Genomic DNA, 23,803 nt, shown 5'->3' with positions numbered 1-23,803 from the left:
AAGACGCATGAATCCATTGGGTTTCGCGCGATTATAAAAGCGCTTTCCTGTCGAGACCGATCAACTCACGGCTGCTCAAGGATGCCGAGAGGACGGATTCCGGGCCTGAAACACCGTCAACCTCGAATGACTAGACAGTGCGTGGTCGAGGCTCTCGTCCCCCGCCCGAGAGCAAATCGAAGGGACGAACTGTCGAAAACAGCCAGATGTGGTCGTGGCGGTTGTCACTCCGGAGAGACAGTGAATCGATTCGAGAAGTCCAGTCTTCGACTCGATTCCGTCAAAGGTGGCGCAACGTTTTTCATCGTAGTCCGTTTCGAGTGTAGCGACGGAGAAGGGTCTGTCAGGCGAATAGTAATGGACAAGCTGCTGGCCGTTCGGCTCGGATTCGTATTCGTGATCGTGGTTAGCGGCGGATACGTTGCCGCTGCGTTCGTCACAGCGGCCGACTCACCGGCGATTTCCGAGGCACCGCCAACGCAGAACATCACCGTGGCGACTACCACGAGGGTCCGGCAGGCACAGGCCAAGGAGAACGGGGAGATAGTCGCCTACGCACCCGACGGGTCGATACTGTACTACAACGAGACGCTGAATATTTACGACGACGTCGACCCGGTCGAAGGCGAAGATGCGACGGTCGAGTACGTCGGAGCGAAGCATCTCCCTCCTGAGGACTGTCCGAATACGGTTCGTTGTTCAAGAAACGTCGTCGAGCGGGTCGACCTTTCCAGCGGAGAGACGACACGGCTTTACGCGGAAGTCACCAAGGGAACAACCAACACGCGGTGGCACGATGTCGACCGAATCAACGAGAGCCACCTGCTCGTGGGAGACATCAGCGAACACCGGATATTCGTCGTCGACCACCGGCGCGACGAAATCACCTGGACGTGGAACGCGAGTGACTACTTCGACCCCAATTCGACGGGCGGTGACTACCCGGGAGACTGGGCGCACCTGAACGACGTCGAAATGCTCGAAGACGGACGGATCGTGACGAGCCTCAGGAACCTCGATGTCGTCGTTTTCATCCGCCCGGATGAGGGCGTCCTTGAAGAGTGGACGCTCGGTGGGCCGGGGAGCGATCGCCTCCATGGCCAGCATAATCCCGACTACATCCCGGAGGAGAATGGCGGGCCCGCGCTTCTGATCGCCGATTCTGGGGCGAATCGTATAGTCGAATTCCAGCGTGTCAACGGAAGTTGGGAGCGGTCGTGGGTGTGGAAGGATCGACGACTCTCCTGGGGACGTGACGCTGACAGACTCCCAGGAGGCAATACATTAATTACGGACACGAACGGTAACAGGGTGCTCGAGGTGGACGAACGAGGGGAAGTCGTCTGGCAAGTCCGTGTCCCGACAGGGTACGAAGCGGAGCGTGTAGCGACGGGGGACGAAAGCGAGTCTGGCAACAGTGCACAGTCGCTCGGCCTCGAGAGTCAATACGTGGACGAGCGTGTCCCTCTGCCCACCTACTTCGTCCACAGCGCCCAGTATCTTGCGCCCGTCTGGTTGGACCTCACGGGTGTCGGGCTCGCGATCATATCCGTGTGTGGTACGTTCGTCTGGGGGCTCTTCGAAGTGTGGACCCGTGTCCGACGGTCAGGGAGTAGGGGTCGAAACGTCGCTCACTGAGTCTGTCAGGGGGCGTCAGCCGACGACCGTGACCGCGCCGGACCTGTTCCTCGGGGTACCCTCACAGGCGGTCACCGAAACATTCCACCGGGCAGTGACTCGTCACGCCAGATCTGCCACATAGCATAGACGAACGCCACTGCGAAGCCGAGCTTGGAGAGATTCAGTAGCAGGAGATAGGGGATTCGGTCGAAGAGCACACTATACAGGAACGTCGCCTTGTTGTGGTGGACCCGGAGCAGGAAGACGAGTTCCCAGTACCCGACGACGACAAACAGGAACGCGTAGGACCAGGTAAAGTCCCGGTTCGAACAATGTGCTATCCCAGCCAGTAGCAGGACAGTCAGGACGTAGAACGGGAGTGTCCGCTGTTCCGCCGCGACCATGTATGAGGTGCTGAAGTACGCGATTGGGAACCCCGCGATCAGTCCGAGATCGCTTTTGACCGCGATCGCAGTTCCGGCGAGGGTGAACGTGAGGACGACGAACGGGAACACGGTGTGAGAGTAGAACTCGCCGTTCATCACCAGTTGCAACGGGAGCAGGAAAGTCTGCTCAGGGCGAAACACGTGGGCAGCGTAACTCAAGGCCCCACGTCGCGACACAATAAGGACCAAAGCGTTCCAATCGAGAGCGAAGTACAACACGTTCGGGATCTGACTCACGATCCCACCGATTGACACCAATAACCCCGCCCGAGGGCCATCGGTGGCGACAGCGAAGCCCAAGAGCACAACGGTGAGGGGCAATGCAGTGAATTTGAACGTCGCGAGTCCGAGCGCGAGTCCAGCCAAGAGCCACCTCTGTTCGCGAGCCGCCAGGATCGTCGCCAACACCAACGCCGTGACGAGTACATTCGCACCGGTATGCAGCAGGTCGGCCCAGAACGCCGGGAAGATCAGCAGGAGGATGGTCACGCCGTACTGGCGCCGCTCATCGCTGAAAATCGAGGTTCCCCAGTACGCAGACCCGAGATATCCAAGATACCCCCAAAGGCCGACGGCCAAATTTCGCCAGAGCGTCTGAGCGACCGCTGGGGCCCCAATCGTTTCCGCCGCGATTCTAAACGGGATGGAGAGAACTGCACTCGCCATCGCGTAGATCGGCATATACGGATAGTTGACATGACCGTGCGGATTGAGTCCCCCAGACGGGTGGACCACGTACATACTAGCTCGATTCAACAGCAGATTCGCAGCGTCACCCCACGAGAGATAGGACGGCCCCCAGAACAACAGCCAAGCGGGGACGGCGGCCATCGCGGCGACGAGAATGAGTCGTCTGGATTGTGGATTGATCGGGTGGCCGAGTCGGATTGCCGACATGAGAGTCGCTCTCGTTTCCGACAGGGATTCCAGACGCATGGAGATATTATCGAGTTAGATTCGGCGACGATTATAAAATACGCTGGTCCGACGAGGCCGCTCGTCGTGTTAAGACCCAGTTACTTTAGAGAGGCCTCCAGCAGAGGTCGAAACACCGGAACACCGACCCCGTTCCGACTCTCGATTGTTCGCACCCGACGAGACGGTCACTCGTAAGCCTGTGAGGTCTGGAGGGAGTGTGGAAGGCCGGTTCGGAGAGGACAGCCCCTGTCATCGGACCAGCGCAACGCCCCGGTTTCCGAGACTGTAGTAACGGGAGATTTATTGAGTGGGGACGTGCCAAGGGGGGTATGGCAAAGCGTGTTTTCATAACTGGTGTTGCTGGTTTCCTCGGGAGTCATCTCGCTGACCGGTTTTTGGAACGAGGGCACGAGGTCGTCGGAAATGATACGTTTCGCAGTGGGTATGCTGACAATCTTCCGTCCGAGGTGGAATTTCACGAAATAGATTGCCTCGACCTCGACGAAATGAAAACCGCGATGGACGGCGCCGATATCGTCTATCACACTGCTGCACTGGCGCACGAGGGGCTGAGCGTCTTTTCGCCGCTGGAGATCAATCGCAGTATCTACGAGGCGACAACCGCCACGCTGGCTGCCGCGGCCGACACCGGGATCGAGCGCTTCATTTACTGTTCCAGCATGTCGCGCTACGGGGAGAACAAAACTCCATTCAGGGAGGACATGGAGCCCGACCCACAGGACCCATATGGTATCAGTAAGGTCGCGGGTGAACGACTGACGACGTTGATGGGTGATGTTCACGATTTCGATACGGTCATCGCCGTTCCACACAACATATATGGCCCTCGACAGCGGTACGACGACCCGTTTCGGAACGTCATCGCTATTTTTATCAACCGCATGTTGCAAGGTGAGCAACCGATCATCTACGGTGACGGCACCCAGAAGCGATGTTTCACCTATATCGATGACGCCGTCCGCCCGCTGTCGAAGTTAGCATTCAACGAGAACGTGGTCGGAGAAGCCGTCAATATCGGCCCAGACAAGGAGTTCGTCTCAATCAACACCCTAGCGGAGACGATTGCTTCGGACATCGGTTTCGATCTCGATCCGATCTACGTCGAGGAACGACCACAAGAAGTCGAACTGGCGAACTGTTCGGCCGACAAAGCCCGCCAGCTTCTGGATTACCAGACGGAGTACACGCTCCGCCAAGGAGTGGCAGAGATGGTAGAGTGGATTGACGAGCGGGGTCCGAAGGAGTTTGAATATCATATCGATTTGGAGATCAACAACGGCAACACGCCCGAGACCTGGCAAAACGAACTCATCTGAAGAATCCGACCTACCATGACCCCTTTCGATATCCTTAAGACAGTGCTGACGAAGACGAGGCTCGATTCGCCGATCACCATATGGGGAGTCTTAGTACTGCCGTACGTCGTGCTTCGGCTCCCGATTCTCCTCGGTCCCTTCCCCGGCTGGTACCGACGGCTCGTCCAGCTCATCACGGTACAGGTAGCAATCAGTACGGCCCAGTCCGGCATTCCGGGGTTAGCACCGCATCACAGCTTCGCTGGCGCGAACCTCCATGGAATGTTGCTCGGCCCCGTGTTCGGACTGGGCTTCGGATTCACTGCGGTGAAGATCGTGCTGTCGGTAGTGGGTCTCGCATCCCTGATACTGTTCGGTCTAGTATACCGAAAACTCGGAATGTCGATGCTGGCCGTCGCGGTCGTGCTCGGACTCGTGGTCGTCACGCCGCTGTATGTGCTCCTCTTCGGCTATGCGATGCCGACGCCGGTTACGATGCTCTTTGCGGCGGTCAGTATGATCGGATATGTGAACTTCTACCGGACCGCCAGCAACCGGTGGGCAGTCCTGAGCGGCATTGGTGCGGGGCTCGCGACTTTGAATCACTTCTGGGGTGGAATCGTGACGGTAACACTTTTGAGCGCTGAAGTGGCCGCCCTGGCTGCAGCTGTACACACTGGCCGTTCCGTCGAGGTTCGGGACCGGTGGCCGCTCTGGCTGTCACACTTCGTCGGTCTGATTCCAGCAGGAATCCTATACGTCTATTATCATTATCTCATGGAAGGCGCACGGAGTTACGGCGGGTACATGATCACCAGTTCCGGAGGTCTGCTTCTCCAGCCCGTCTGGTACAACCGCATCAACGAACTGCTCACGGCGCGGGTGCCGTACTTCACACTCTCGCTGCTCGTACTCCTCGTGGGAGGCGTCTACGTGGTTCGATACCAGAAAACGGGCTGGCTGTTCCAAACCAGTCGCGGCCAAGTCATCCCGACTACCTACGCCCTATCGCTAGCCTGGCTCGGTGCAGGTCTGTTCGTGCTCGTCCTCTTCCCGTATGGCGTGTACATTCACGATTACTACCTGTGGTGGGTAGGGTTCCCATTCGCAGCGGTCATCGGCCAGATGGTCCAAGCAGCTGACAAGGATCTGAGTGCCGGCCTACAGAAGCTGGCACAGCCCGCGGCGATCCTGCTGGTAATCCTCACTGTCTCAGCCACGATGGGACCGAACATGTTTCTCGCACAGCGAGCGAACGCGCTCCAAGATGAGGCTTCATTCAGCAACGGGCTGTCCGAGGTCGTTGACGAAATCGGCGAGCCGGAGAGTCATTTCGCCGTCCAACGAGGCGATGTTAACATCGCCGCCTACACTGCTCTCGCACGATCCGGATACGTGACCAAAGCGCGAGTTTCTGACGTCGAAAACATAACTGCGACAACCTCCGGCACGGTTGCGATCTCTGACCATCGAGTCAACGTCACCGAGTGGTCCTTACGAAGGAACTTCACCAAGGCGGGGTACACAGCGTACATCTACACGCGGAATACCTCGTCAGGCGTTGAGTGAGCTACCAACGAGCGACACGCCGAGAAAGATGAGGACCGAACCGATTATAAGCCGTGTCGTTATCGTCTCCTCAAGCACAACGACACTCATGATGACGACAATCACATACGTGAATCCGATAAACGGATACGCCACTGAGAGGGGAGTTTCGGAAAGTACGTTCACGTATAGGGCCAGGCTCAGCGCGTAAAGCCCACCCCCAACAAAGAGATACGGCGCCTGAATGAGGCGCTGTGGCGATAGGAGCATCCCGAGATTGAACATAGATTCTTCTGCCCCGAGTTTGAGCGCAACTTGTCCTACGGCATTTATAATCGTTATCAGGAATAGCTTCAGGATTGTTGCTCTCATTATGAAAGCCGTTCCCGGAGGATGAACCATGTCATTATCAATCCGAGTTTGAATGCAGCCCACCGATTGTCGGTTATTTTCGACTCTCCCTGACGCGGTTGATAGTTCACTGGTATTTGAATCATCTCAAGATTGTTTTGGGACGCGCGGACGATCATCTCAGGAGAGAAATGCGAACCACCGACCATCAACGAATTTCGGATCATTTCGTATGAATCGGCATCAATGAGCCGATATGTGCAGCCCACATCAGTCAAGTTCGTCGTATTAAAAAGCACCTCAATGAGCTTCGCCAGTCCCCAGTTCCCCCACCTGAGAAACGGCCCCATTTTCGCTTCGTCCCAAATGAATTCCGATGACGTTCGGGTGCCTAGAACGAGATCGCAGTCGTCTGCGTACACGAGAAGTTTCTGGACGTCTCGCGTCATAAACGTTCCGTCAGGTTCAACGAGAACGGCCAGTTCGGCTCGATCGGTTGCCTCGTCAAGTCCCCGCCGACAGGCGTAGCCGTACCCCTGTCGTGGTTCGGGGACCACCGTCGCACCGTTCTGTCGTGCGATCTGAGCTGTCTGATCCGTCGAGTTATTGTCGACGACAATTACCTCGTCAACGGTATCAAGGGCAGCAAACGACGAAACTGCATCACAGATGTTTGGTTCCTCATTGTAGGCCGGCATGGCGACTGCGACCGATCGTCCGTTATACATCAACTTGCGTAGTTGTGGTCAGGACTGTATTAAATGCTATCGCTGTCTTACTGGCACGCAGCCCGGTCCGGACTCACGTCTGTCCGCACCGACTCATATACGGCAGCAGTCATCCGACCTGTTCGCTCCCAATTGAATCCGAGAACACGAGCACGGCCTTTCTTCCGGAGACGTTTGCGAAATGAGTCATCAGTTACGACACCGACAATTCCAGTGCCAATATCCTCCGAACTACTCGAATCAACGTACCGGGCGGCCTCCCCACACATCTCCGGCAGCGAAGCAGCATCCGCAGCGATAATGGGCGTACCCGATGCCATCGCTTCCAGAACAGGCAAACCAAACCCTTCGTAATGTGAAGGGAAAATGAATGCAAGCGCGTTCGCGTATAGTTTGACGAGTTCAGCATCATCAACATATCCCGGACTGATAACTAAATCCGTCAGACCGCGGTGTGCAATTGCTGACGTGAGATCAACGAACCGGTCTTCGTGATCGCCAACCATGACGAGTTTCGGCGGCGCATCCAACTGCGAGACGGCGCGGGCATAGCCATCTAACAATCCGTTTATGTTCTTCCGCGGCCGGTTTGATCCGACGTGGAGGAGATACTCCCCGTCGACAATCGTCGGAGACGGTGCCTCCGGATTAAACCGCTCCGCATCAACGCCGTGGTAAATTACTTCGAAGAGGGAATCATCACCACCGTAGAACCGCTGTACGTCTCGCTTCGTACTCTCTGAAGGCGTGATGATCCGATCGGAACGAGCGACGGCGAGGCGCATCATTGTCCGAAGGTAGTATCTGGCAATTCGTCCTCGGTCGCCGAACTCCGCGGGGAATCGGTCGTAGGCACAGTCGTGGATCGTCGTCACGAGCGGCCCGCGCCACGCAACAGGAATCGTGAACTGTGTTGCGTGAAAACAGTCGATATCGTGTCGTCCGAGCAATCTCGGGAGAGCTATCTGTTCGCGGATTCCAAACGGTTTCGCGTCCGTGACGGCGACATCGGCAGTCGGCCGCAGATCAACAACGTCTCCACGGTCGTCGGAGAGACACACAGCGAGGACATGGATTCGCTCCGGGAGCGACTCCAAGAGCTTCGAGACGTAGCGGCCAATCCCCGGGTGGTCGACGAAGCGAGCATCGAGACCGACGGTGATCGTCTCGGCTGTCATCTATCGGGTGACGGATGCGTCTTGGCGGTCCCAAAGTGAGGACCGCAACGACCTGTTCGATCAGGAAAGTCCACTGTTCAGTTGCTTCCAATCGGGTAAGCGGCATATATTGTTCGGCTAGGGTAGACGGAAGACATACTCGCACCGAACCAGTTTTCTGCCTCTCGGGAGAGCACCCACGCACACCGAATACTCCGACCGAACATGAACGTTCTCCAGGTGAACAAACTCTACTATCCAGAAGTGGGCGGCGTCGAGCAGGTCGTCCAGGATATTGCCGAAGGGCTCGCTGACTCCCATACCTCCCGCGTACTCGCAGCCCGCCCACGGGGGCTCGGCCGGCACGAACACCATAACGGCGTCGAGGTCACCAAGACATCGAGCCTCGGCGTCGTCATGTCTGCTCCACTTGCGCCGACCTTCCCTGTTCACCTTCGGTCAACGGCCCGTGCTGCGGATATCGTCCATCACCATCTCCCGAATCCGCTCTCGACAGTGTCACAACTGACTGCCGGAACCGGGAAGGCACCGGTCGTCGCGACCTACCACAGCGACATCGTCCGGCAGGCGACCGCGTTCCGAGTGTATCGCCCGCTCCTCGAACGGTTTCTTGACCGCGTCGACCGGATTACGGTCACGTCACAACGACTGCTCGATAACTCGGACGTGCTCACGCCCTACACAGAAAAATGTGAAGTCGTACCGCTCTCGGTCGATCTCGACGCGGTCGATACTGAGGACCCCGCGGAACTGGACGTGGATACGAACGGACCGATTGTCCTCTGTGTCGGGCGACTGAACTACTACAAGGGCGTCGAGTATCTGATCGACGCGATGGCCGAAGTCGAGGCCACGTTGCTCGTCGTCGGTGATGGTGAGCGTCGCACAGCACTGGAACAACGAGCACGCGAGCGCGGCGTTACTGATCGTGTTCGCTTCCTCGGATACCTCCCAGAGCCACAGCTCGCGGGCGCATATCGGGTCGCCGACCTTTTCGTACTCCCCTCGATCGAGCCAAGCGAAGCGTTCGGAATCGTCCAACTCGAGGCAATGGCCCGAGAAACACCGGTGGTGAACACGTCGCTTCCGACGGGCGTTCCGTGGGTGAGTCAAGATAGAGAGACCGGACTGACGGTCCCACCACGCGACGTATCGGCCATGGCGGATGCGATAACCACACTTCTCGACGACGACGAACGCCGCCAGCGCTACGCCAAACGAGCACGTGAGCGGGTTGAGCAACACTTTACTCGGGATCAAATGCTCGCAAAAGTCGAAGAAATATACCGAGAAGAGTTGGCTGCACAGTAAGGAAATGACCGCTTTTCCAGCTAAAAGATAGAGTAGGGACAGATCTGCTACCCAGGGACGGACAAGGAGGCCAAGTATACGGGCGGATCGCCCACAACTCCTTCGGAGGCTTCACGGAGTCCCTCGTACGCTGTTCACGCTTTTTTCGTCCTCGAAGAGTCGATACGGGATGAACGACGACGGACTATCGAATTAGGTCCGATTTGCGTAATCTGTGAGGTCGACAATCCGCCTCACGGCATCGGCAGTGTCCTGCTCGTTCTCGGACTCAGCTCCGCAGGCAGACGCGTCAGAATCGGTCGTCGTCTCTATTGGACAATAGGAAGTGGATTATACTGTTTCACGCACAGAAAGTACAGAGCCAAAAGAGAGGACTGCCGTTGGAAATGCTTCGCACGCTGGCTGTCGGTCCGACAGGCGTGCCGACGATCTCACCGTCGGTCATCACCGCTCACAACGCACCGACAGAGTTCGCTGCTGCCGGCGACCCACCCACTTTCCCCGGCCGGTGAGCACTCCTCAACGGACACGTCAGCAAGTACCAGTTCGCTGTCCTGCCGACTGGCCTGCTGGAGGACGGCCAGTGACCCCTCGACAATCAGTGCCACAACACCAAGCGTCCGGGGCAGGGCCACGCGACAGCCGGGGCAGGTCACTCGTTGGACCTGCATTCGGCGGACCGGCCCGGATCGACTGATCACAGCCTGAACCGGCGACCCGTCGACGAGTGGCGTTCCACAGCTCTCGCAGGTTGCTCGCAGCCGATCGTCGCTGGTCGGGACCGCCAGGCCCCGACAGACCTGTGCTACCGGCGCGTCGATGTGGGGATCGCTCACGACCGCTCACCACCGACTGTGGTAGGTGCCGACGTGGACTGATCCCGATCCGATTCGTGGACACAGTCTTGCTCGTTGGTCTGGTTCCGATCCTCGTCGGTATGATGCGGTGCGATACCGAGCGATGCGACTGTTCGTGGGCGTGTCAAACCTGGAATCATTGGTCGATCGAACTCCTGAGAGCGTCCGGAGATGGACACCCTGAACGCGAATCAACTGCTGACGCGAACCCACAACACGAGTTCACGCCGGACCCGCGGGGGACGATCTCCGCAGGCCCCCAGGGAGCGAAAAACATCCAGTTACAGTGCTGGCCTGGCCACACGACTGGGACGCGTGCCGTGGCGAAGCCAGCGTCGCCGTACACACCTCAATTTGAGTTAGCGTGCGGGCCGTTCGACGAGCAATAGAAAGCTAGTGGCCGGTTGAGGTGCGGGTCTCGTTGTCACTGGAACGATTCTTCTCCGGAGCTCAAGGAAGACCGTCAGCGGATCTCACAGTTGAGCTACTTGTGAGTGACTACCCGATCGTCAATCAGTCCATAAGAAGTCTGATAAGCTCCTTCTTGACGAGTTTCTTTCCGGATGCCGTGAGCTCACCTGCTGATCGCCCCGTTCCGAGTGAAGCCGGTGGAATCGTATATAATGCCCACGGCATCAAATACGTCGTTTCGCTGAACGAGATACCCGTCACGTGCTCGTCTTCCAGAGCCGGCGTTCTGTGGTCATACTTCTGGGCTGTCGTTCCGGCACACATCACGGTACAGTCTGTGGCACTGAACGGATGGTTTTCGTGGGACAGGATGATCACTGGACGTTCGTCGTGTGCGCCTGTCGGATCCTGAGCCCAGCTGATCGTTCCTGCTGGAAACTTACAGCGGGTGCGAGGCGAAAGCCCACGGCTTCACAGTAGTTGCTGAAGTAGGAGAGAGCCGATTGTCGTCGCAGTCGTTGTCCCGATATGGTCGAGACAGCCGAGGCGAAACAGGTGAGTCGAGCAGCGTCATCGCTGCTGTTCCCGGAGCTTGAGTTCGGTGTTGCGGACAACGGCACCTATCCGAGCGAGGACTTCCAGCGAGTCCTCGCTCGGATTGCTTTCGACAACGAGTTTGCCAACGCTGGCGCGAAAGCTTACCAACTCGCTCGTGGCGACGATGTCGACGTCGGTGCCGAGTCACGGAATCCGCTAGCGAGAGCACTGTTGTACCATCTCCGTGGCCTTGACGCGGACGCGGTCGAAGATCAGTTCGACCGCGTCCGCGAGGCTATCCTCGACGAAGCAGCCCGCAACCGCCTGTTCACACAGCCAGTCGACGTTGCGATCGACGTTCACGACTGGCTGTACTACGGCGACAGCGACACACCGCAGGTCTCCCGGACTGATCCCGATCGAGGAACCGACTGTGCCTACAAGTTCGCCACCATCTGTATCGTCGATCCAAGCGTCCGATTCACGCTTGGCTGGGTAGCGCTGGACGGCGATGATACCGACGAGTTGGCGGACGCACTCCGCCAACTCGTCTCCCAGGCGCGGGAGTACGTCGAGATCAATCGCGTCTACCTTGATCGGGGTTTCTACCGCGTCCATCTCGCGTTGACGCTCGAGGAACTGGGCGTCGAATTTGTGATGCGTGCGCCACAGACACGGAAAATACAGCGGTTCATCACCGACCACGACGACGACACATTCGTCACAGACTACGAGATGGTGCGGTCGAATCCACCGACGGGCCGGACGACAGTCCGGCTCGTCGTCGTCCCGCATCGCTCCCGGGATGCTGACCACTTCTGTCTGGTGACCAACCGCGAGGTCACGCGTGACGTCGCTCAACCACTTGCAGAAGCCTACCGGCGTCGCTGGGGCATCGAAACGTCCTACCGGAAAGTCACGGAATTTCTCGCGAAAACGTCGTCACCGACGTTCTCTGTTCGGCTATTCTACTTTCTGTTTGCCGTGGCACTCTACAATCTGTCGGTGGGGACGAACCTGCTACTCACATCGGATCGGGCGGTCGGGAGCACTCCCGTCCTCCCGACCGCCCTGTTTCGAGCGTTTCTCGGCCCAATTCCGGACGGATAGCGTGTCACTCGGCGGCTGACTCGGGTCGTCTGCCCGAGTCAGGACGCCGCTGGCTACTGGCGAGACTGCCAGAACAATCCTCGTCGGAGGTTCTTGGCCGGCAGTCAGCAACCGCTCTCCTCGGACGATAACGTCGATCGTGAATGAGCCTGAAGACACGACGCCTCTCCAACAGCTCTCGCGGTCGAATCAGCAACTACTGTTCAGCGGTGGGAGGAAGTCAATCATCTACGTCCTCCAACTCTGCTTCCAGCTCTGCTACCTCTGCTTCGACCGCTTCGTCAGTCGGCTCATCTGCCGAATCGCTCGCTTCTGTCCCAGAGACCTCCGGCTCACTGCGTTCGGCCTCATGTCCGAACATACAGGTGAGTTGATCGAGACTGGAGAGGTACCGGTGGATTTGTTCGTGATCGTCGAGAGCGTGATAGTAGCTGTCTGGTGTTTTTCCGATATATCCACTGTCGTAGAGACGCTTGAGAGTCGTGGTGGCGGTGCCACGCGGAATGTCTAACTCCTATGCGATCCCGCAATCCAAGTGGCACGACGGTCCAGCCGAAGGCGTCGTGATCCGGAACAAACAGGACCAGCGCGCGAAACTCCTGCATCCGGACTTTCGAGAGGTCGACGACACAGTACCCGTCGACGGGTCAGCAACGGAGTTGGCGGAGAAGTTCGCCACACAGCACCGCTTCGAGAAGCTCGCGGCCAAGTTCGAGGATCGAGGGCGGTCGGTTACGTTCCAAGCCCTCTACGAGCAGGTCCTCGAAGACATCATTCGGGAAGAACACAAGCAGCTCTACCATGGGAGCCAGTCCGTCGATATGAGCGAATTCCGGTCCGAAGTCGCTGCTCGCACGCAGGCCTTTCTCGACGACGCTCAGTCCCGTTCAGGGCCGAGCAACTGAAATTCGATTCGAACCCGAGGACCGGATTCAGAAAATCAATGAAATCAGCGAAATTGAAGAGATGTCTCGACCGAAGATGGAGTGAAAAACGTCCCGCGCTGATTTCATCCTGCAAAGTCACCCATCTACAGAGCATGTGGCGCTGGCTGGTGACTATCTGGTGAGGGTCATCTACCGGCTCCGGTGTCGTACTCAAACCGGTATTTGTTGAAGAAATCGTCCGGTTCCCGCTATACTTGCTGGGAAGTGCTGATACCCTGTCGTGGGATTCGCCGACATCGGTACTCAGAGCCGATACGATGAATTATCTCATGTAGCGGTCCGTCAGAACTGTTGCCATACCACAAACAGTCTGATACACCCCTCCCTCCTACGCAGGGACGCAAACGCATGGCCATCGAATTGCGCGGGGAGTACACCACCGCACGCGTCCTCGTCGACGACGAGAGCCTCGTCGAAGACGACTGTCTGGAGCAGATCCAGGCGCTCATCGACCACCCGGCATTCACCGAACCCGTCCGCATCATGCCCGACACGCACCCGGGCGCCGGGGCACCGATCGGGTTCACGATGCCGTTGCCCGACCGGGTCGTGCCGAACATCGTCGGTGTCGACGTCGGCTGTGGGATGGCGGCGACCAACCTCGGCGACGACCTGCCACTCGACGACCCCGACCGCGAACAGCGCGTCCGGGAGGCCGTCCCGATGGGGCAGCGCGTCCACGACTACGACGACGCGCCCCATCTCGTCGACGAGTTTCCGTTCGCCCGCGCAAATCGGGTGTTCGAGCGCTTCGCGCAGGCGTACGAGGAGCGCTTCGGCCAGCCCATCGACCCGCTCGAATTCGACTTCGATGGCTACGACGGCGAGTACTTCGAGTCGCTGTGTCGGCGCGTCCTCTCGCGCCAACGCCAGGGGATGGGCCACGTCATCCGGAGTGCGGGCACGCTCGGCGGTGGCAATCACTTCGTCGAGTTCGCACGGGCCCGCGAGCGGGGCGACTACTGGCTGGTGATCCACAGCGGGTCCCGGTATCTCGGCAAATCAGTCGCCGAGTACTGGCAACACAGGGCCACCCAGTATCGCCAGGCGGATGCCCTCAGGGACGCGATTCCTGACGAGTATACCGAGTACCTGAAGTTCGATCCCGATGCGGTCAGCGACGCGGACCTGTACGCCTGGGTGACCGGCGGCAAAGGCGAGTCCCACCTGCGAAAGGACGCGATTCGACGGGACTTCGACGGCGAAGGGATCGACGCCGTCTTCGAGCAACTCGCCCGCCCACAGGACGCGCTTGGCGACCGCACTGACGCGCTCGACTGGCTGGCGGGACGCGAAGCCCACGGCTACTACGTCGACATGCTGTTCGCCCAGCAGTACGCCCGCTGGAATCGCGAGTTGATGAGCGACGCCATCTGTGACGCCCTCGGCGTCGATCCGGTCGAGCGGTTCCAGTCGATCCACAACTACATCGACTTCCGAGACCTGACCATCCGAAAGGGGGCGACGCCCGCTCGCGAGGGCCAGCGTCTCGTCGTCCCATTTAATATGGCCGAGGGATCGATCCTGGCCACCGGCAAGGGCAACGACGCGTTCCACCGGACGGCACCCCACGGTGCCGGCCGGGTGATGAGTCGGCGCGAGGCACACGAAACGGGCTCACTCGAGGCGTTCGAGGCGGCTATGGAGGGCGTCTACTCCGAATCGGTCGTCGAGTCGGTCATCGACGAAGCGCCGATGGCGTACAAGTCCGCCGAGGCGATCGTGGCGGCGATCGAACCGACAGCCGAGGTTCGTGACTGGCTGGACGTCGTCCACAACCTCAAGGCCAGAGGCTAGCGATGGTGTGTGAGCCACCACTGCTACAGACGATCAAGACAGGTGCTGCCAGATTTCGGTCGGGTCTGTGTCGTTCAGCTCGGCGTTCGTCTCCATCTTCCGCAGTTCGGTGATACACCGTTTCGCGACCAGCGGATACATTTCGGCAGGCGTAAACGACACGTCGAGGTCCATCAGTTCTGGCCAGTTCTCGGCCCAGATATCTTCGACGACATTCTCGTGGAGGTCATCGTTCAGGTGGAGACCGAACTCCCGCCCCTCTTCGACGACCAGTTTGCGGACCTGCTTGCGGATGCGCGCTGGCGTACAGTAGGTCGCGACGACGTACTCTGCGCCCGATTCGGCGTCCTCCGGTCGCTGGCCGAACTGCTCACGGTTCAGCTCCTTGAATGTCTCACGGACGAGTTTCACACGCCGCGCCCGTTCGTCGCTGCGGACGACCACGCCTTCAACCTGGACATCTGCGGCCAGCGACGACGCCGGGAACGAGTAGGTCTCCGGATCGAAGGTACTGTCAGGGCGGTCGAGAACCGTCGTTGGAACGAATGATGACTCTGTCAGTGCATCAGCGCGGCGAATCTGGTCGAACACCTCCCATGCGGTTTCGGTTTCGAGAAACCCCTCGAAGGTCTCCTCGTATGGATTATCAGATGGCGTCATCGTCTCGATGTTGGCATACGGGAGGACATCGAACCCCACGAGCGCGGGTAGTGCTCGTTCAGTGTACCCGTAATCTAGCGTCGAGTAGACGAGGTTCTCGGCGTAGATTACCAGCGGACAGTCGTACTCGTTGTGGAGATTACGGAGACGCTCCGTCGCGATACCGTCACGGAGACACCGGACCGCGCGGTGGAGTGCGCCGTCGATATCCTCCAGGGAGTCGCGGTGGTTCCCCCGGATGGCCCTGCGTGTCCCAAAGACGAGACTGCCATCTCCATCGGCAGCGTCAATGACCTGCTCCGGATAGGCCGAGACGTAGCGGTCGTCGTACAGTGTGAACCGGAACCCGCTCCCGTCGAACTTCTCGACGATGGTGAGGTCCTCGGCCTCGAAGAACTCTGGTGGCACGACTGGATGGTCGTAGCGCGGAACTTTCGGATAGACCTTCATGTGTCATTCGTGGCCTTCTGCTCGCTGTCGGTGACTTCGACCACTCCGGGTGGATCGAACTGTTCAGCGTCGTCGGGTATCGGGTCGGTCGATAAAAGAATGATTTTGAGGTATGCTACCACACATCTCTCCCGTACCAGAATTGTCCCGCCGTTTGCGGCCGCGTATTTATTAGCCTCGTCCGCATCATCACCACCAAAATCGTGCCAACCTTCGCTCGCACCGGGACGGGAAAGTGGCACGTCGTCGGTCCCGACGGCTGTCGCTACGGCCGGTCGTTCACCGAGGCGGACACCAAGCCCGACGAGACGGTCACAGCCACGGATATCGTTGCATACGAGCCGCCGTCCGAACCAGACGATGTCGACGCCGTTGCTGATGCACTGACCGAACGCGGGTTTCGGGGAGGGACGACTGGTAACCAGCGACTCGTCTTCCCACAGACCGTCCGTGAAAGCGATGTCGACTGCTGCAATTCGTGTCGGACACGCCTCGAAGAGCATATGCAGCGCCGCGCTGCCGTCATCAGCAATCTCAAACAGGTCACCCCCACTCGCGCGGTCGAATGGACGGTCACCGACCACGACGACCGGCGGGCCTGTGACTGGTGTCGCGCCCACGAACTGACGACGTGGGCAAGTGATGCTCTCGGAGCCGAGGTGTGCCCGGCCTGTGGTCGCCTGTTCGAGTCTCCGCTCGGCGAACCGGACGATGACAGCCAACCGAAGCGCGACCGCCTTCCCGAGACGCCGAGCGATCCGGTCACCCCGATCCTCTTCGGAACGACACTGCCGGAGTACGACCCGACCGAACTTGTCGGGAGCAATCGCCCGCTCATCAAATATCGCGAGAAGAGCAAGTACGCCGATGTGGTGTGCGAACTCGAACGCACAGGCCACGGCTTCTCGGCCGGTGGTCTCGACGCACTCGGTGCGATCAGAGAGCGCTACGCCGCACAGGTTGCCGACGATGACAGCCACCAGACTGACGTCACGCTCTCGGTCGGCCGGACGCCACGGACGGTGACTATCGAGGGGCTCGGGACGAACGACAGCACCGGCGTCATCGAGGAGTGCAGAGAGGTCGTGAGCGACCCGGCGTACTGGATCCCGTTGGGCTGGCCCCAACAGGGCGCGATTCACCGACGCGCAGCCGATCCGTCGATTCCCGGTGACGACCCCGTCGTGGACGCGTTCCCCCGGCTCCGGACCCAAGCACCCAATCAGTCAGTCGACGTGGAGTCCATTCGTCGCGTGACCGACCCCGGACGGTTCGAGCGCGGCGAACGCTACTACGAACGTGGTGCCGTCACGGATATCGAACGCGTTGACGACCAACTCGAAGCCACCGTACAGGGCAGCCGTCCGTACGAGGTTCGCGTGACATTCGCCGGTGGAAACTACACCGAGGGGCAGTGTGACTGTCCCGACGACACAGTCCCCTGCAAACACATCGTGGCTGCCGTTCTAGCGAGCGGTGATGTCCCGGTCACGGGCGGTGACCAGTCACTGGAGGAACTGCTCGCGACGGCGTCGCCGGCGACGCTCCGGCAGGTCTGTCACGAACTCGCGGACGAGGACGTCAGTGTCCGAAAACGGTTGTACGAGAAACTCGGCGGAGAGTAGCACTCAGTGGTACAAGCGCCAGTACATGATTTTTCGGCTCAAGAGGACGAAGCTTCGTTCACGCTCGGTCGTGGCATCGCTTCGATCTCCTCGATTTCGCCGGTCTTCTGGACGCGCTCGTACTGGCGTTGCCAGGCCGCCTCGGGGAATAGGTCGTTCCGATCGAACAACGAGCGTGCCTGGTCGGTGATCCGGTAGAACTTGTAGGGGAAGCCCCGGACGCGATTGCCGGGTTCGATCACTAGTTCTTCGACGACGCCCACGTCCTGAAGAATGCGCAGATGCCGCCGAATCGCGTCTGCTTCGAGACTGGGGTTCATGTAATCTAGTTCTTTCACGCTCGGGGCGCCCTTTGGGTGGCCCACGATGTCGGCAATGAGGTTCGCCCGTGTCCTGTCGGTCGCCTTCTGGAGGGCTCGCCAGGTGTCGAACGCGGCCTCCGCATTCCCTTCACCCGTCTCATTCGTAGGCGCCGTGTCCGGGTGCATAGCTACGGTTACGAGACACACCACGATAAACACTTGGTTGTTAGAATTGACTGTTAGTCTCTTCGAAGCTCAAAGTAATCCGTTAAGCAGTAGCTATATGAGTACCACGGATGATTCGGCAGACAGGATGGCCGAGGACCCGGAGCCGGAGGATACGTCCAGTGACGAGTCGTACATCGACGGGATCGACGCTGCGGAACTGTACGACGAAACGCAGCTCCACCCGACACCCGAACAGCACGAACGGCTGAAAAACGGCCTCCACGGCGAGCTGTTCGATGATATCAGGCGGGCGGACCGCCGGTACCTTGTGATCGGACGCGGCGGTGGGGATGGGCCCGGCGAACGGCGACAACTCGTGTGTGATCGACTCGATAGCCGGACGCGAGCGGTCGCGTTCCGACTCGAGGACTTCGGGTTCACCAGTGACGAACTCGACCTGTGGGCGCCCGCCTTCGACATCCTCTCGGAGGTATCCTCACACGTCGTGGGCGTGCTCGAGGACTTCAGCGGCGGACACGTGTGGGAACTCGGCTTTCTGTATCATCACCAGTCCCACGTCAGGGACATTCTCTGGCTGCTCAAACGGGTCTACGGGAGTACCGAAAAGATGCGCGAACACTACGACAATGGGATGGCCGCCTCGCATCTGGCGGCACTCGAAGCGGCCGCTGGTGACCGCGTCATCACGTGGACCGAGCAGGATGATCTGGTAACTGCCGTCGAATCGATCCCCTGAGGGCGTCGTCCCTGCGTCACTCGTCCGGTGCGTCGATACCCTGTTCCAGGTCCGCGAGATCGCGTTCGAGTCGGTCGACGTGTGCTTCGAGTTCCTCGACGCTCATCAGCGCGAGTCGGAGGAACGCTTCTTCGCGATCCGGCATGAGCGGCAGACGACTCGTCGACTCGTCAGGGCCACCAGAGCACCGTGATCGCTTGCGAATCAGTTCCTCGCGTGCGGCACGGAGTTCCCGTCGAAGCAGTTCTGTGTCGTCCATGGCTATCGTGTCACGCCACCGTGTGTGCAGCCCGCTACGGCCCGGGAAGGCGGTCGCACGAACCGCTCACCGGCGGCGTGGCTTCTCGACCAGTGGTGCCAGTGTATTGCCGTCCGGTACAGAAGGCGATAATAGGTGCTTTCTGTCGCTCTCATCTCGTCCCACTCTCAGGAGTCGGCTGGCGCCAGTCGGTCGACCGACTCGACCGAGACGGTCGCCACGAACCGGTCCCGCAGCTCGTCGACAGCCACGGCGCTCTCGATGGTGACGGCGACCGTCACGAGCGTCGCGCTCACCCGCGGTTCGAGGCCGCGAAGCCCGTCGACGGTCGCCGTATCGACACCCTCCACGCGACGGAGCCGCCGCTGGGCGTCGGTCGCGAGGTCGGCCCCCGCGGCGTCCGGAATCCGGACGGTCAGGACGGCCGTCGTGGTCGTCGTCGATTCCGTCTCGTCTGTGAGTGCCATTAGTGTCACCTCCAGTGAGCGCCGCAGCCCGGTGCTGCGAACCGCGCTCGAATGCGCGAGGTGCGATTCGAAGTCTCTGCTGGTTGCTCCGAGGGTCCGCGAGAGCCAGTATGCGCTGGACAACGCGTCCCCAGCGCCTGGAAGAGGACTCGAACCTCTCACGACCGGAGTAACAGTCCGGTTCCCCCACCACGGGGGACTCCCAGGCACGAGAGAGGGCCGGGCGGGATTCGAACCCGCGCTGCGTCTCGATTAAAAGTCGAGTGCCGCAACCTGGTCGCGGCGTCCGGCCCGCATTGCGGCACCGAAGGCCTCTACCCCGCTGCCGATGGACGTACGAGGACTCGAGCCGGAGGAAGACTCGCTACTGCTCGTCTTCCAGGGTTCGAAGTCCCGTCGTGACTTCGAGCCGCCGACCAGTCCGTTATCGGTGGACCACTCTAGCCACCGGAGGTACAGGTCCGAGAGTGAGGTGGGGTCAGCGAACACGCTCGAAGCCGTCGAGTTGGCCGTGCGTGAACGTCACCTGGTAGGTGACGACGGTGTCGATCGCTTCCACGTACTTTTTGATCTGGAAGCGGCCGTGGTAGTCGTCGCGCTCTGTCCAACCATCGTGAACACGCTCCCGGCTGCCGCAGTAGTAACGAAAACCGTCCTCGTCCACGTCTTCTCGGCTCGCATACGGCCGCTCTTCGGGTGGCACGTCCTCGCAGTGCCACTCTTCTTCGACGAGTTGGCCATCGGCAGTGATTCGATAGGTCCCCATGCAGGGACGGTCGATGCCTTTCGTTTGCCAGTTCACCTCGTCAGCCGGGGGCGCAACGCTCGGGTAGTCGGGAAGCTTGACGTCGGTGTAGAGTTCGACGGTGTCGTACAGTCCCATGTTCTGCACCTCCTGATTGGCGGAGCAGGACTCGAACCTGCGACCTCGCCGATGTCAACGGCGCGTCTCGCCACTCGACCATCCGCCATTGCGGACCCAGGATTCGAACCTGGATTTCGGGGATATGGGCCCCGCGGGATCGCCAGGTTACCCCAGTCCGCATGCTCCAGCCCGGATTCGAACCGGGGGCTCGACCTCGAGAGGGTCGTGAGTTTGTCCAGGCTACTCCACTGGAGCTATCTGGCCTCGGCGAGCAGGTCACTGCCCGCGGGACGGGCAGGACTGATCGAAGTCGAAGACTTCGCGAGGGCCGGAAGACGGGCCTTCCGGAGCCCGAACATGCGTCTCTTCCTCTACAGGGAGGCGTCGTTACCGCTGGACCACAGGGAGACTCACTCAGATTGGTTGTGTGTCGATACGACTGCACGACGGCGGACGACAGCACAGCTGCTGCCCACCGTCGTGGGGGGCGTACTTCGGGCCACCCTGGAATGTCCATCGGACCATGGCGGTTGCAGACCCTTCCGGGCCCAGCCTGCCATCCACGATTCACACGTGGACGGTGGCTGCCTCCCTCGATGGATATCCCACTCGGCTCGCGGATCACTCGCGTTCCCCGCTTGCCATCGAGGTCATGTGACGGACCTCGCAAACGCCGACGCCGGGATTTGAACCCGGGTCACGGCCGTGACAGGGCCGCATGCTACGCCGAGCTACACCACGTCGGCATCCGCGGCAGGTAGCCCCGGACGGAATCGAACCGCCGAACTCCGGCTCCAAAGGCCGGCATCCCTCGCCAACGGGGACTCCGGGGCTTTACAGCGCCGCGGCTCTCCGTAGACTGGCAGTTGCGTACCAGTGGCTCGCCGTCCGCTCAGCGCAGACGGGGCCACTCGCTCACACTACGTGTTGTGAACTGGAACCGAAATGCCGCGAGCAGCACTCACCCGGTCTCAGCCGTTTCCGGCGAAACCAGGCACTGGAGGCGTGCAGGCGGCAGGCCCGTGTTCCCCAGCCCCGGGCGGGTAGTCCGCATTGGGGCCGGGTTATGCGGGCACGAATGCCCGGACAGCGCCGGATTGGAGCACGCCATCGCAACTGGCGTATTCCCGATTCCAGCGTTCCGGATCGGATTTGTCCCCACGCTGTTCGCGTAGGGGCTCGCCGAAGATGCGACCCACGGCTCTGGACAAGCGAGCGTGCCGTGGGATGTGGCGAGCTGTCGTCATACTGAATCTCCTCGAACTGTGTTGTGTCGAAGACTTCGATTCTATCTCAACGTGGCAATTGTATTAAATCTGTCCGAGGTGTGGTACGCATAGACACGGGGTCCCGAAGGGGAGTGTTACCTCGCCGATCAGTCGACAGAGACGCTCACCGAGATCATGTGCCGACGGAACGTTGGCCTCCGGAGTCTCCTATATACGCTCGCAGCCGGGCCGATGACTATCGCGGAGATCAGTCGCCAGCAACTCGACGCGCACCCACAACTCGGCTGGAAGCCAGCAAACACCGACATGGCGAAGCAGCGAGCCAACTGGGTGCGGAGTCTCGGACTCGCCGAGAGAGACGGCGACCTGTACCGACTCTCGGAAGCCGGTGTCGACTTCGTCGACGACGCAGTCGAAACGTGGGCTGGGACGGAGCAAGCGGGAGAGGGCTGTGCTGGGGCAGAGGCCCGTACCTACGAGACGACGGTACAGGCGAGAGCCGTCGATCCCGAGTTTCGCGCGACGGTCCTCGGGCGCCACGACGCGACCTGTCCCGTCTCCGGTGTCGATCATCCACAACTGCTCGCCGTTGCGCACGTCCTCCCCTGGAGCGAGTACCCCGATTGCCGGGCCGATCCGGCGAACGTCCTCCCGCTCGGGAAGACACACCACGCGGCGTTCGACCGTGGTCTGTTCACCATCGACGAGGAGTTCCACCTGCGCGTGAGCCCTGCCTTCGAAACCGAGAGTCGCGTCCTCCAACAGACGCTTCTTCATCAGGCCGGCGAGTCGCTGTCGCTCTCCGAGCAGTTGGTCGATCCCGACTACCTCCAGTGGCACAACGAATCGCTCGAGTGGACATAAGCCTGATCTCGACGGTGTTTATGTCGAATCCTTGGCGTCCGCTCTGATCTCTCGCTCTCGCTCCGGACTCCGCGTCGCATCGGCCCGATCCCGCTCGCCCGCGGCGTCGGTGACCACAGCCGATCGTTCGTCCCGTTCACGGCGCCGCACGCGGACTTCGCCCACGAGATCCTCTGCGATGGCATCGAGTGAGTCGGGTGGCCCGCCCGTCGTCCCTTCGGTGTCCGGTTCGTCGAATGCTTCGTCACGGACCTCCCGAACGTCAAGCACCAGATAGTCGACTGCACCGTCGGCCCGGATCACCTTCTCGACGCGCGCCGTGACGCTGACCGGCGTCGCCTCGGGAAGGTCATGTACGTCCGACTTGACTAGTACCGTGCAGTCGTCGGCCGCCGTTTCGAGTGCGAGCGAGCCGTTGGGATCGGTGGTGAACGTGAATGACGCCACATCGTCCCGTTCGAGATCTCCTAATGCTGTCATGGGTCTGGCTGGTCCCGTCTTCGTTTTTAAATATCAGGAGGTCGTGGCTGCCGACCGACCGCAGGGAGGTCGGGAGCGGAGGGTGGGGCGGTGGGCGTGGGCTGGCAGGACACACAGCGTGCGAGGAAGATAGTCAAAATAGGTTTGTTATACTACGGCAGTCTTGAGGCATTCACTAACACCTAATATAATTAATTTGTTATATCGGTCTCATACGCGGCTTCATTGAGAACCGCTATCACAGCGACTAAAGGTCGTTGATTCGGAAGGAAGTAGTCCATCCTGGATTCGAACCAGGGTCGTCAGCCCCAGAAGCTGACAGGATTGGCCAGCTACCCCAATGGACTTTGGATTATAGCCACGGCGTGTGACTATCGTGCACCCTCAGGTAAACCGTTGTAAGTAATGAGTGTTGCGGACTGAATTGATCGTCGGGTACGTCAACAACCCACTCGATGTAAACGCGAGAGTGAGAGGTCGTGACTGGTCCAACTCGGAAGCTTTCCGAGAGCTTAGTTCGATGTAGAGGAGTCCGTTACTCACGCAGGAACCTCGTAATATTCCTTCCGATGGCAGTTTGCACAGAGCACTACACACTTGTC

24 protein-coding genes and 6 tRNA genes are annotated in these 23,803 nt (G+C 59.9%); 11 read left to right on the top strand and 19 right to left on the bottom strand.

What is annotated here, in order from left to right:
- The first annotated feature begins 357 nt into the window (after positions 1-357).
- On the top strand, positions 358-1,638 hold the full coding sequence (locus MUG96_RS15095) for an arylsulfotransferase family protein (protein ID WP_246984035.1): 1,281 nt from the start codon (positions 358-360) through the stop codon (positions 1,636-1,638).
- Positions 1,639-1,709: 71 nt separating this feature from the next.
- On the opposite strand, the gene MUG96_RS15090 is transcribed toward MUG96_RS15095, so the two are convergent.
- The gene (locus MUG96_RS15090; protein ID WP_246984033.1) at positions 1,710-2,747 is read right to left on the bottom strand and encodes a hypothetical protein; all 1,038 of its coding nucleotides are present in this window, start codon (positions 2,745-2,747) and stop codon (positions 1,710-1,712) included.
- Between the two features lie 566 nt (positions 2,748-3,313).
- On the opposite strand from MUG96_RS15090, the gene MUG96_RS15085 reads away from it, so the two are divergent.
- Both MUG96_RS15085 and MUG96_RS15080 read left to right on the top strand, forming a co-directional pair.
- The gene (locus MUG96_RS15085; RefSeq protein ID WP_246984031.1) at positions 3,314-4,321 is read left to right on the top strand and encodes an NAD-dependent epimerase/dehydratase family protein; all 1,008 of its coding nucleotides are present in this window, start codon (positions 3,314-3,316) and stop codon (positions 4,319-4,321) included.
- A 42-nt stretch (positions 4,322-4,363) separates the two neighbouring features.
- Complete coding sequence (locus MUG96_RS15080) at positions 4,364-5,869, top strand: glycosyltransferase family protein (protein ID WP_246984029.1); 1,506 nt, start codon at positions 4,364-4,366, stop codon at positions 5,867-5,869.
- Here the strand turns inward: MUG96_RS15080 and MUG96_RS15075 are convergent.
- The 3 genes from MUG96_RS15075 to MUG96_RS15065 form a co-directional block, all read right to left on the bottom strand.
- Positions 5,855-6,220, bottom strand: coding sequence for an EamA family transporter (locus MUG96_RS15075; protein WP_246984027.1), 366 nt, complete (start codon positions 6,218-6,220; stop codon positions 5,855-5,857). The two genes, MUG96_RS15080 and MUG96_RS15075, sit on opposite strands and share 15 nt — an antisense overlap.
- Entirely contained in the window at positions 6,220-6,897 is a 678-nt protein-coding gene (locus tag MUG96_RS15070) for a glycosyltransferase family 2 protein (protein WP_246984025.1), read from the bottom strand. The genes MUG96_RS15075 and MUG96_RS15070 overlap by 1 nt, the downstream gene beginning before the upstream one ends.
- A 77-nt stretch (positions 6,898-6,974) precedes the next feature.
- Positions 6,975-8,105 carry a glycosyltransferase family 4 protein gene (locus tag MUG96_RS15065; RefSeq protein ID WP_246984024.1) on the bottom strand — a complete coding sequence of 377 codons (1,131 nt, stop codon included), beginning with the start codon at positions 8,103-8,105 and terminating at the stop codon, positions 6,975-6,977.
- 204 nt (positions 8,106-8,309) lie between these two features.
- Here MUG96_RS15065 and MUG96_RS15060 point away from each other — a divergent pair, with 204 nt between their 5' ends.
- Positions 8,310-9,416: a glycosyltransferase gene (locus MUG96_RS15060; protein ID WP_246984023.1), complete on the top strand. Its 1,107-nt coding sequence runs from the start codon at positions 8,310-8,312 to the stop codon at positions 9,414-9,416.
- Positions 9,417-9,847: 431 nt separating this feature from the next.
- On the opposite strand, the gene MUG96_RS15055 is transcribed toward MUG96_RS15060, so the two are convergent.
- Positions 9,848-10,252: a DUF8112 family protein gene (locus MUG96_RS15055; protein WP_246984022.1), complete on the bottom strand. Its 405-nt coding sequence runs from the start codon at positions 10,250-10,252 to the stop codon at positions 9,848-9,850.
- 534 nt (positions 10,253-10,786) lie between these two features.
- Positions 10,787-11,062 carry a hypothetical protein gene (locus tag MUG96_RS15050; RefSeq protein WP_246984021.1) on the bottom strand — a complete coding sequence of 92 codons (276 nt, stop codon included), beginning with the start codon at positions 11,060-11,062 and terminating at the stop codon, positions 10,787-10,789.
- Positions 11,063-11,212: 150 nt separating this feature from the next.
- Here MUG96_RS15050 and MUG96_RS15045 point away from each other — a divergent pair, with 150 nt between their 5' ends.
- From MUG96_RS15045 to MUG96_RS15030, 4 genes are all read left to right on the top strand, one after another.
- Entirely contained in the window at positions 11,213-12,331 is a 1,119-nt protein-coding gene (locus MUG96_RS15045; RefSeq protein WP_246984020.1) for a transposase, read from the top strand.
- A 139-nt stretch (positions 12,332-12,470) separates the two neighbouring features.
- On the top strand, positions 12,471-12,842 hold the full coding sequence (locus tag MUG96_RS15040; RefSeq protein ID WP_246984018.1) for a hypothetical protein: 372 nt from the start codon (positions 12,471-12,473) through the stop codon (positions 12,840-12,842).
- A complete protein-coding gene (locus MUG96_RS15035) occupies positions 12,835-13,236 on the top strand; it encodes a hypothetical protein (RefSeq protein ID WP_246984016.1) in 402 nt (133 codons plus the stop codon). Before MUG96_RS15040 ends, MUG96_RS15035 begins: the two co-directional genes overlap by 8 nt.
- A 390-nt stretch (positions 13,237-13,626) precedes the next feature.
- Positions 13,627-15,075 (top strand): RtcB family protein, encoded by a 1,449-nt coding sequence (locus tag MUG96_RS15030; RefSeq protein WP_246984014.1) that lies wholly within the window; start codon positions 13,627-13,629, stop codon positions 15,073-15,075.
- 33 nt (positions 15,076-15,108) lie between these two features.
- On the opposite strand, the gene MUG96_RS15025 is transcribed toward MUG96_RS15030, so the two are convergent.
- Positions 15,109-16,185, bottom strand: a complete 1,077-nt coding sequence (locus tag MUG96_RS15025; protein WP_308220109.1) for a hypothetical protein — start codon at positions 16,183-16,185, stop codon at positions 15,109-15,111.
- Entirely contained in the window at positions 16,182-16,688 is a 507-nt protein-coding gene (locus tag MUG96_RS15020) for a hypothetical protein (protein WP_246984011.1), read from the bottom strand. Before MUG96_RS15020 ends, MUG96_RS15025 begins: the two co-directional genes overlap by 4 nt.
- Here MUG96_RS15020 and MUG96_RS15015 point away from each other — a divergent pair, their 5' ends adjacent.
- Positions 16,689-17,810 (top strand): SWIM zinc finger family protein, encoded by a 1,122-nt coding sequence (locus tag MUG96_RS15015; protein WP_246984010.1) that lies wholly within the window; start codon positions 16,689-16,691, stop codon positions 17,808-17,810. It begins immediately after the preceding gene.
- Positions 17,811-17,848: 38 nt separating this feature from the next.
- Here MUG96_RS15015 and MUG96_RS15010 read toward each other — a convergent pair whose 3' ends face one another.
- Positions 17,849-18,298: a helix-turn-helix domain-containing protein gene (locus MUG96_RS15010; protein WP_246984009.1), complete on the bottom strand. Its 450-nt coding sequence runs from the start codon at positions 18,296-18,298 to the stop codon at positions 17,849-17,851.
- A 97-nt stretch (positions 18,299-18,395) separates the two neighbouring features.
- Between MUG96_RS15010 and MUG96_RS15005 the strand changes: the two genes are divergently transcribed.
- Positions 18,396-19,037 (top strand): aminopeptidase, encoded by a 642-nt coding sequence (locus MUG96_RS15005; protein ID WP_246984008.1) that lies wholly within the window; start codon positions 18,396-18,398, stop codon positions 19,035-19,037.
- Between the two features lie 16 nt (positions 19,038-19,053).
- Here MUG96_RS15005 and MUG96_RS15000 read toward each other — a convergent pair whose 3' ends face one another.
- The 8 genes from MUG96_RS15000 to MUG96_RS14965 form a co-directional block, all read right to left on the bottom strand.
- Complete coding sequence (locus MUG96_RS15000; protein ID WP_246984007.1) at positions 19,054-19,296, bottom strand: hypothetical protein; 243 nt, start codon at positions 19,294-19,296, stop codon at positions 19,054-19,056.
- 167 nt (positions 19,297-19,463) lie between these two features.
- Positions 19,464-19,763, bottom strand: a complete 300-nt coding sequence (locus MUG96_RS14995) for a hypothetical protein (RefSeq protein ID WP_246984006.1) — start codon at positions 19,761-19,763, stop codon at positions 19,464-19,466.
- 215 nt (positions 19,764-19,978) lie between these two features.
- A tRNA-Lys gene (locus MUG96_RS14990) sits at positions 19,979-20,056 on the bottom strand.
- Between the two features lie 185 nt (positions 20,057-20,241).
- Complete coding sequence (locus MUG96_RS14985) at positions 20,242-20,646, bottom strand: hypothetical protein (protein WP_246984005.1); 405 nt, start codon at positions 20,644-20,646, stop codon at positions 20,242-20,244.
- A 16-nt stretch (positions 20,647-20,662) separates the two neighbouring features.
- Positions 20,663-20,734 (bottom strand) — tRNA-Val (locus tag MUG96_RS14980).
- Between the two features lie 74 nt (positions 20,735-20,808).
- Positions 20,809-20,883: transfer RNA gene (locus tag MUG96_RS14975), tRNA-Glu, on the bottom strand.
- Positions 20,884-21,299: 416 nt separating this feature from the next.
- Positions 21,300-21,374 (bottom strand) — tRNA-Asp (locus tag MUG96_RS14970).
- A 12-nt stretch (positions 21,375-21,386) separates the two neighbouring features.
- Positions 21,387-21,462, bottom strand: a tRNA-Gln gene (locus tag MUG96_RS14965).
- A gap of 626 nt (positions 21,463-22,088) precedes the next feature.
- On the opposite strand from MUG96_RS14965, the gene MUG96_RS14960 reads away from it, so the two are divergent.
- Complete coding sequence (locus MUG96_RS14960; RefSeq protein WP_246984003.1) at positions 22,089-22,721, top strand: HNH endonuclease; 633 nt, start codon at positions 22,089-22,091, stop codon at positions 22,719-22,721.
- Between the two features lie 18 nt (positions 22,722-22,739).
- On the opposite strand, the gene MUG96_RS14955 is transcribed toward MUG96_RS14960, so the two are convergent.
- Complete coding sequence (locus MUG96_RS14955; RefSeq protein ID WP_246984001.1) at positions 22,740-23,201, bottom strand: hypothetical protein; 462 nt, start codon at positions 23,199-23,201, stop codon at positions 22,740-22,742.
- A gap of 273 nt (positions 23,202-23,474) precedes the next feature.
- Positions 23,475-23,548, bottom strand: a tRNA-Gln gene (locus MUG96_RS14950).
- Between the last annotated feature and the right edge of the window lie 255 nt (positions 23,549-23,803).

It is taken from the genome of Halorientalis marina, from assembly GCF_023028345.1.
Lineage (GTDB): Archaea > Halobacteriota > Halobacteria > Halobacteriales > Haloarculaceae > Halorientalis > Halorientalis marina.
This window is presented reverse-complemented; position numbering and strand designations above follow the sequence as displayed.

What these genes read in the sequence shown, in the direction of transcription:
- MUG96_RS14985 (WP_246984005.1), bottom strand. Translation starts at nt 20,646, where the DNA reads ATGGGACTGTACGACACCGTCGAACTCTACACCGACGTCAAGCTTCCC.
- MUG96_RS15015 (WP_246984010.1), top strand. Translation starts at nt 16,689, where the DNA reads ATGCAGCGCCGCGCTGCCGTCATCAGCAATCTCAAACAGGTCACCCCC.
- MUG96_RS14955 (WP_246984001.1), bottom strand. Translation starts at nt 23,201, where the DNA reads ATGACAGCATTAGGAGATCTCGAACGGGACGATGTGGCGTCATTCACG.
- MUG96_RS15000 (WP_246984007.1), bottom strand. Translation starts at nt 19,296, where the DNA reads ATGGACGACACAGAACTGCTTCGACGGGAACTCCGTGCCGCACGCGAG.
- MUG96_RS15075 (WP_246984027.1), bottom strand. Translation starts at nt 6,220, where the DNA reads ATGAGAGCAACAATCCTGAAGCTATTCCTGATAACGATTATAAATGCC.
- MUG96_RS15090 (WP_246984033.1), bottom strand. Translation starts at nt 2,747, where the DNA reads ATGCCGATCTACGCGATGGCGAGTGCAGTTCTCTCCATCCCGTTTAGA.
- MUG96_RS15070 (WP_246984025.1), bottom strand. Translation starts at nt 6,897, where the DNA reads ATGCCGGCCTACAATGAGGAACCAAACATCTGTGATGCAGTTTCGTCG.
- MUG96_RS15010 (WP_246984009.1), bottom strand. Translation starts at nt 18,298, where the DNA reads ATGCACCCGGACACGGCGCCTACGAATGAGACGGGTGAAGGGAATGCG.
- MUG96_RS15085 (WP_246984031.1), top strand. Translation starts at nt 3,314, where the DNA reads ATGGCAAAGCGTGTTTTCATAACTGGTGTTGCTGGTTTCCTCGGGAGT.
- MUG96_RS15005 (WP_246984008.1), top strand. Translation starts at nt 18,396, where the DNA reads ATGAGTACCACGGATGATTCGGCAGACAGGATGGCCGAGGACCCGGAG.
- MUG96_RS14995 (WP_246984006.1), bottom strand. Translation starts at nt 19,763, where the DNA reads ATGGCACTCACAGACGAGACGGAATCGACGACGACCACGACGGCCGTC.
- MUG96_RS15060 (WP_246984023.1), top strand. Translation starts at nt 8,310, where the DNA reads ATGAACGTTCTCCAGGTGAACAAACTCTACTATCCAGAAGTGGGCGGC.
- MUG96_RS15045 (WP_246984020.1), top strand. Translation starts at nt 11,213, where the DNA reads ATGGTCGAGACAGCCGAGGCGAAACAGGTGAGTCGAGCAGCGTCATCG.
- MUG96_RS15025 (WP_308220109.1), bottom strand. Translation starts at nt 16,185, where the DNA reads ATGAAGGTCTATCCGAAAGTTCCGCGCTACGACCATCCAGTCGTGCCA.
- MUG96_RS15095 (WP_246984035.1), top strand. Translation starts at nt 358, where the DNA reads ATGGACAAGCTGCTGGCCGTTCGGCTCGGATTCGTATTCGTGATCGTG.
- MUG96_RS14960 (WP_246984003.1), top strand. Translation starts at nt 22,089, where the DNA reads ATGACTATCGCGGAGATCAGTCGCCAGCAACTCGACGCGCACCCACAA.
- MUG96_RS15020 (WP_246984011.1), bottom strand. Translation starts at nt 16,688, where the DNA reads ATGCTCTTCGAGGCGTGTCCGACACGAATTGCAGCAGTCGACATCGCT.
- MUG96_RS15035 (WP_246984016.1), top strand. Translation starts at nt 12,835, where the DNA reads ATGTCTAACTCCTATGCGATCCCGCAATCCAAGTGGCACGACGGTCCA.
- MUG96_RS15065 (WP_246984024.1), bottom strand. Translation starts at nt 8,105, where the DNA reads ATGACAGCCGAGACGATCACCGTCGGTCTCGATGCTCGCTTCGTCGAC.
- MUG96_RS15030 (WP_246984014.1), top strand. Translation starts at nt 13,627, where the DNA reads ATGGCCATCGAATTGCGCGGGGAGTACACCACCGCACGCGTCCTCGTC.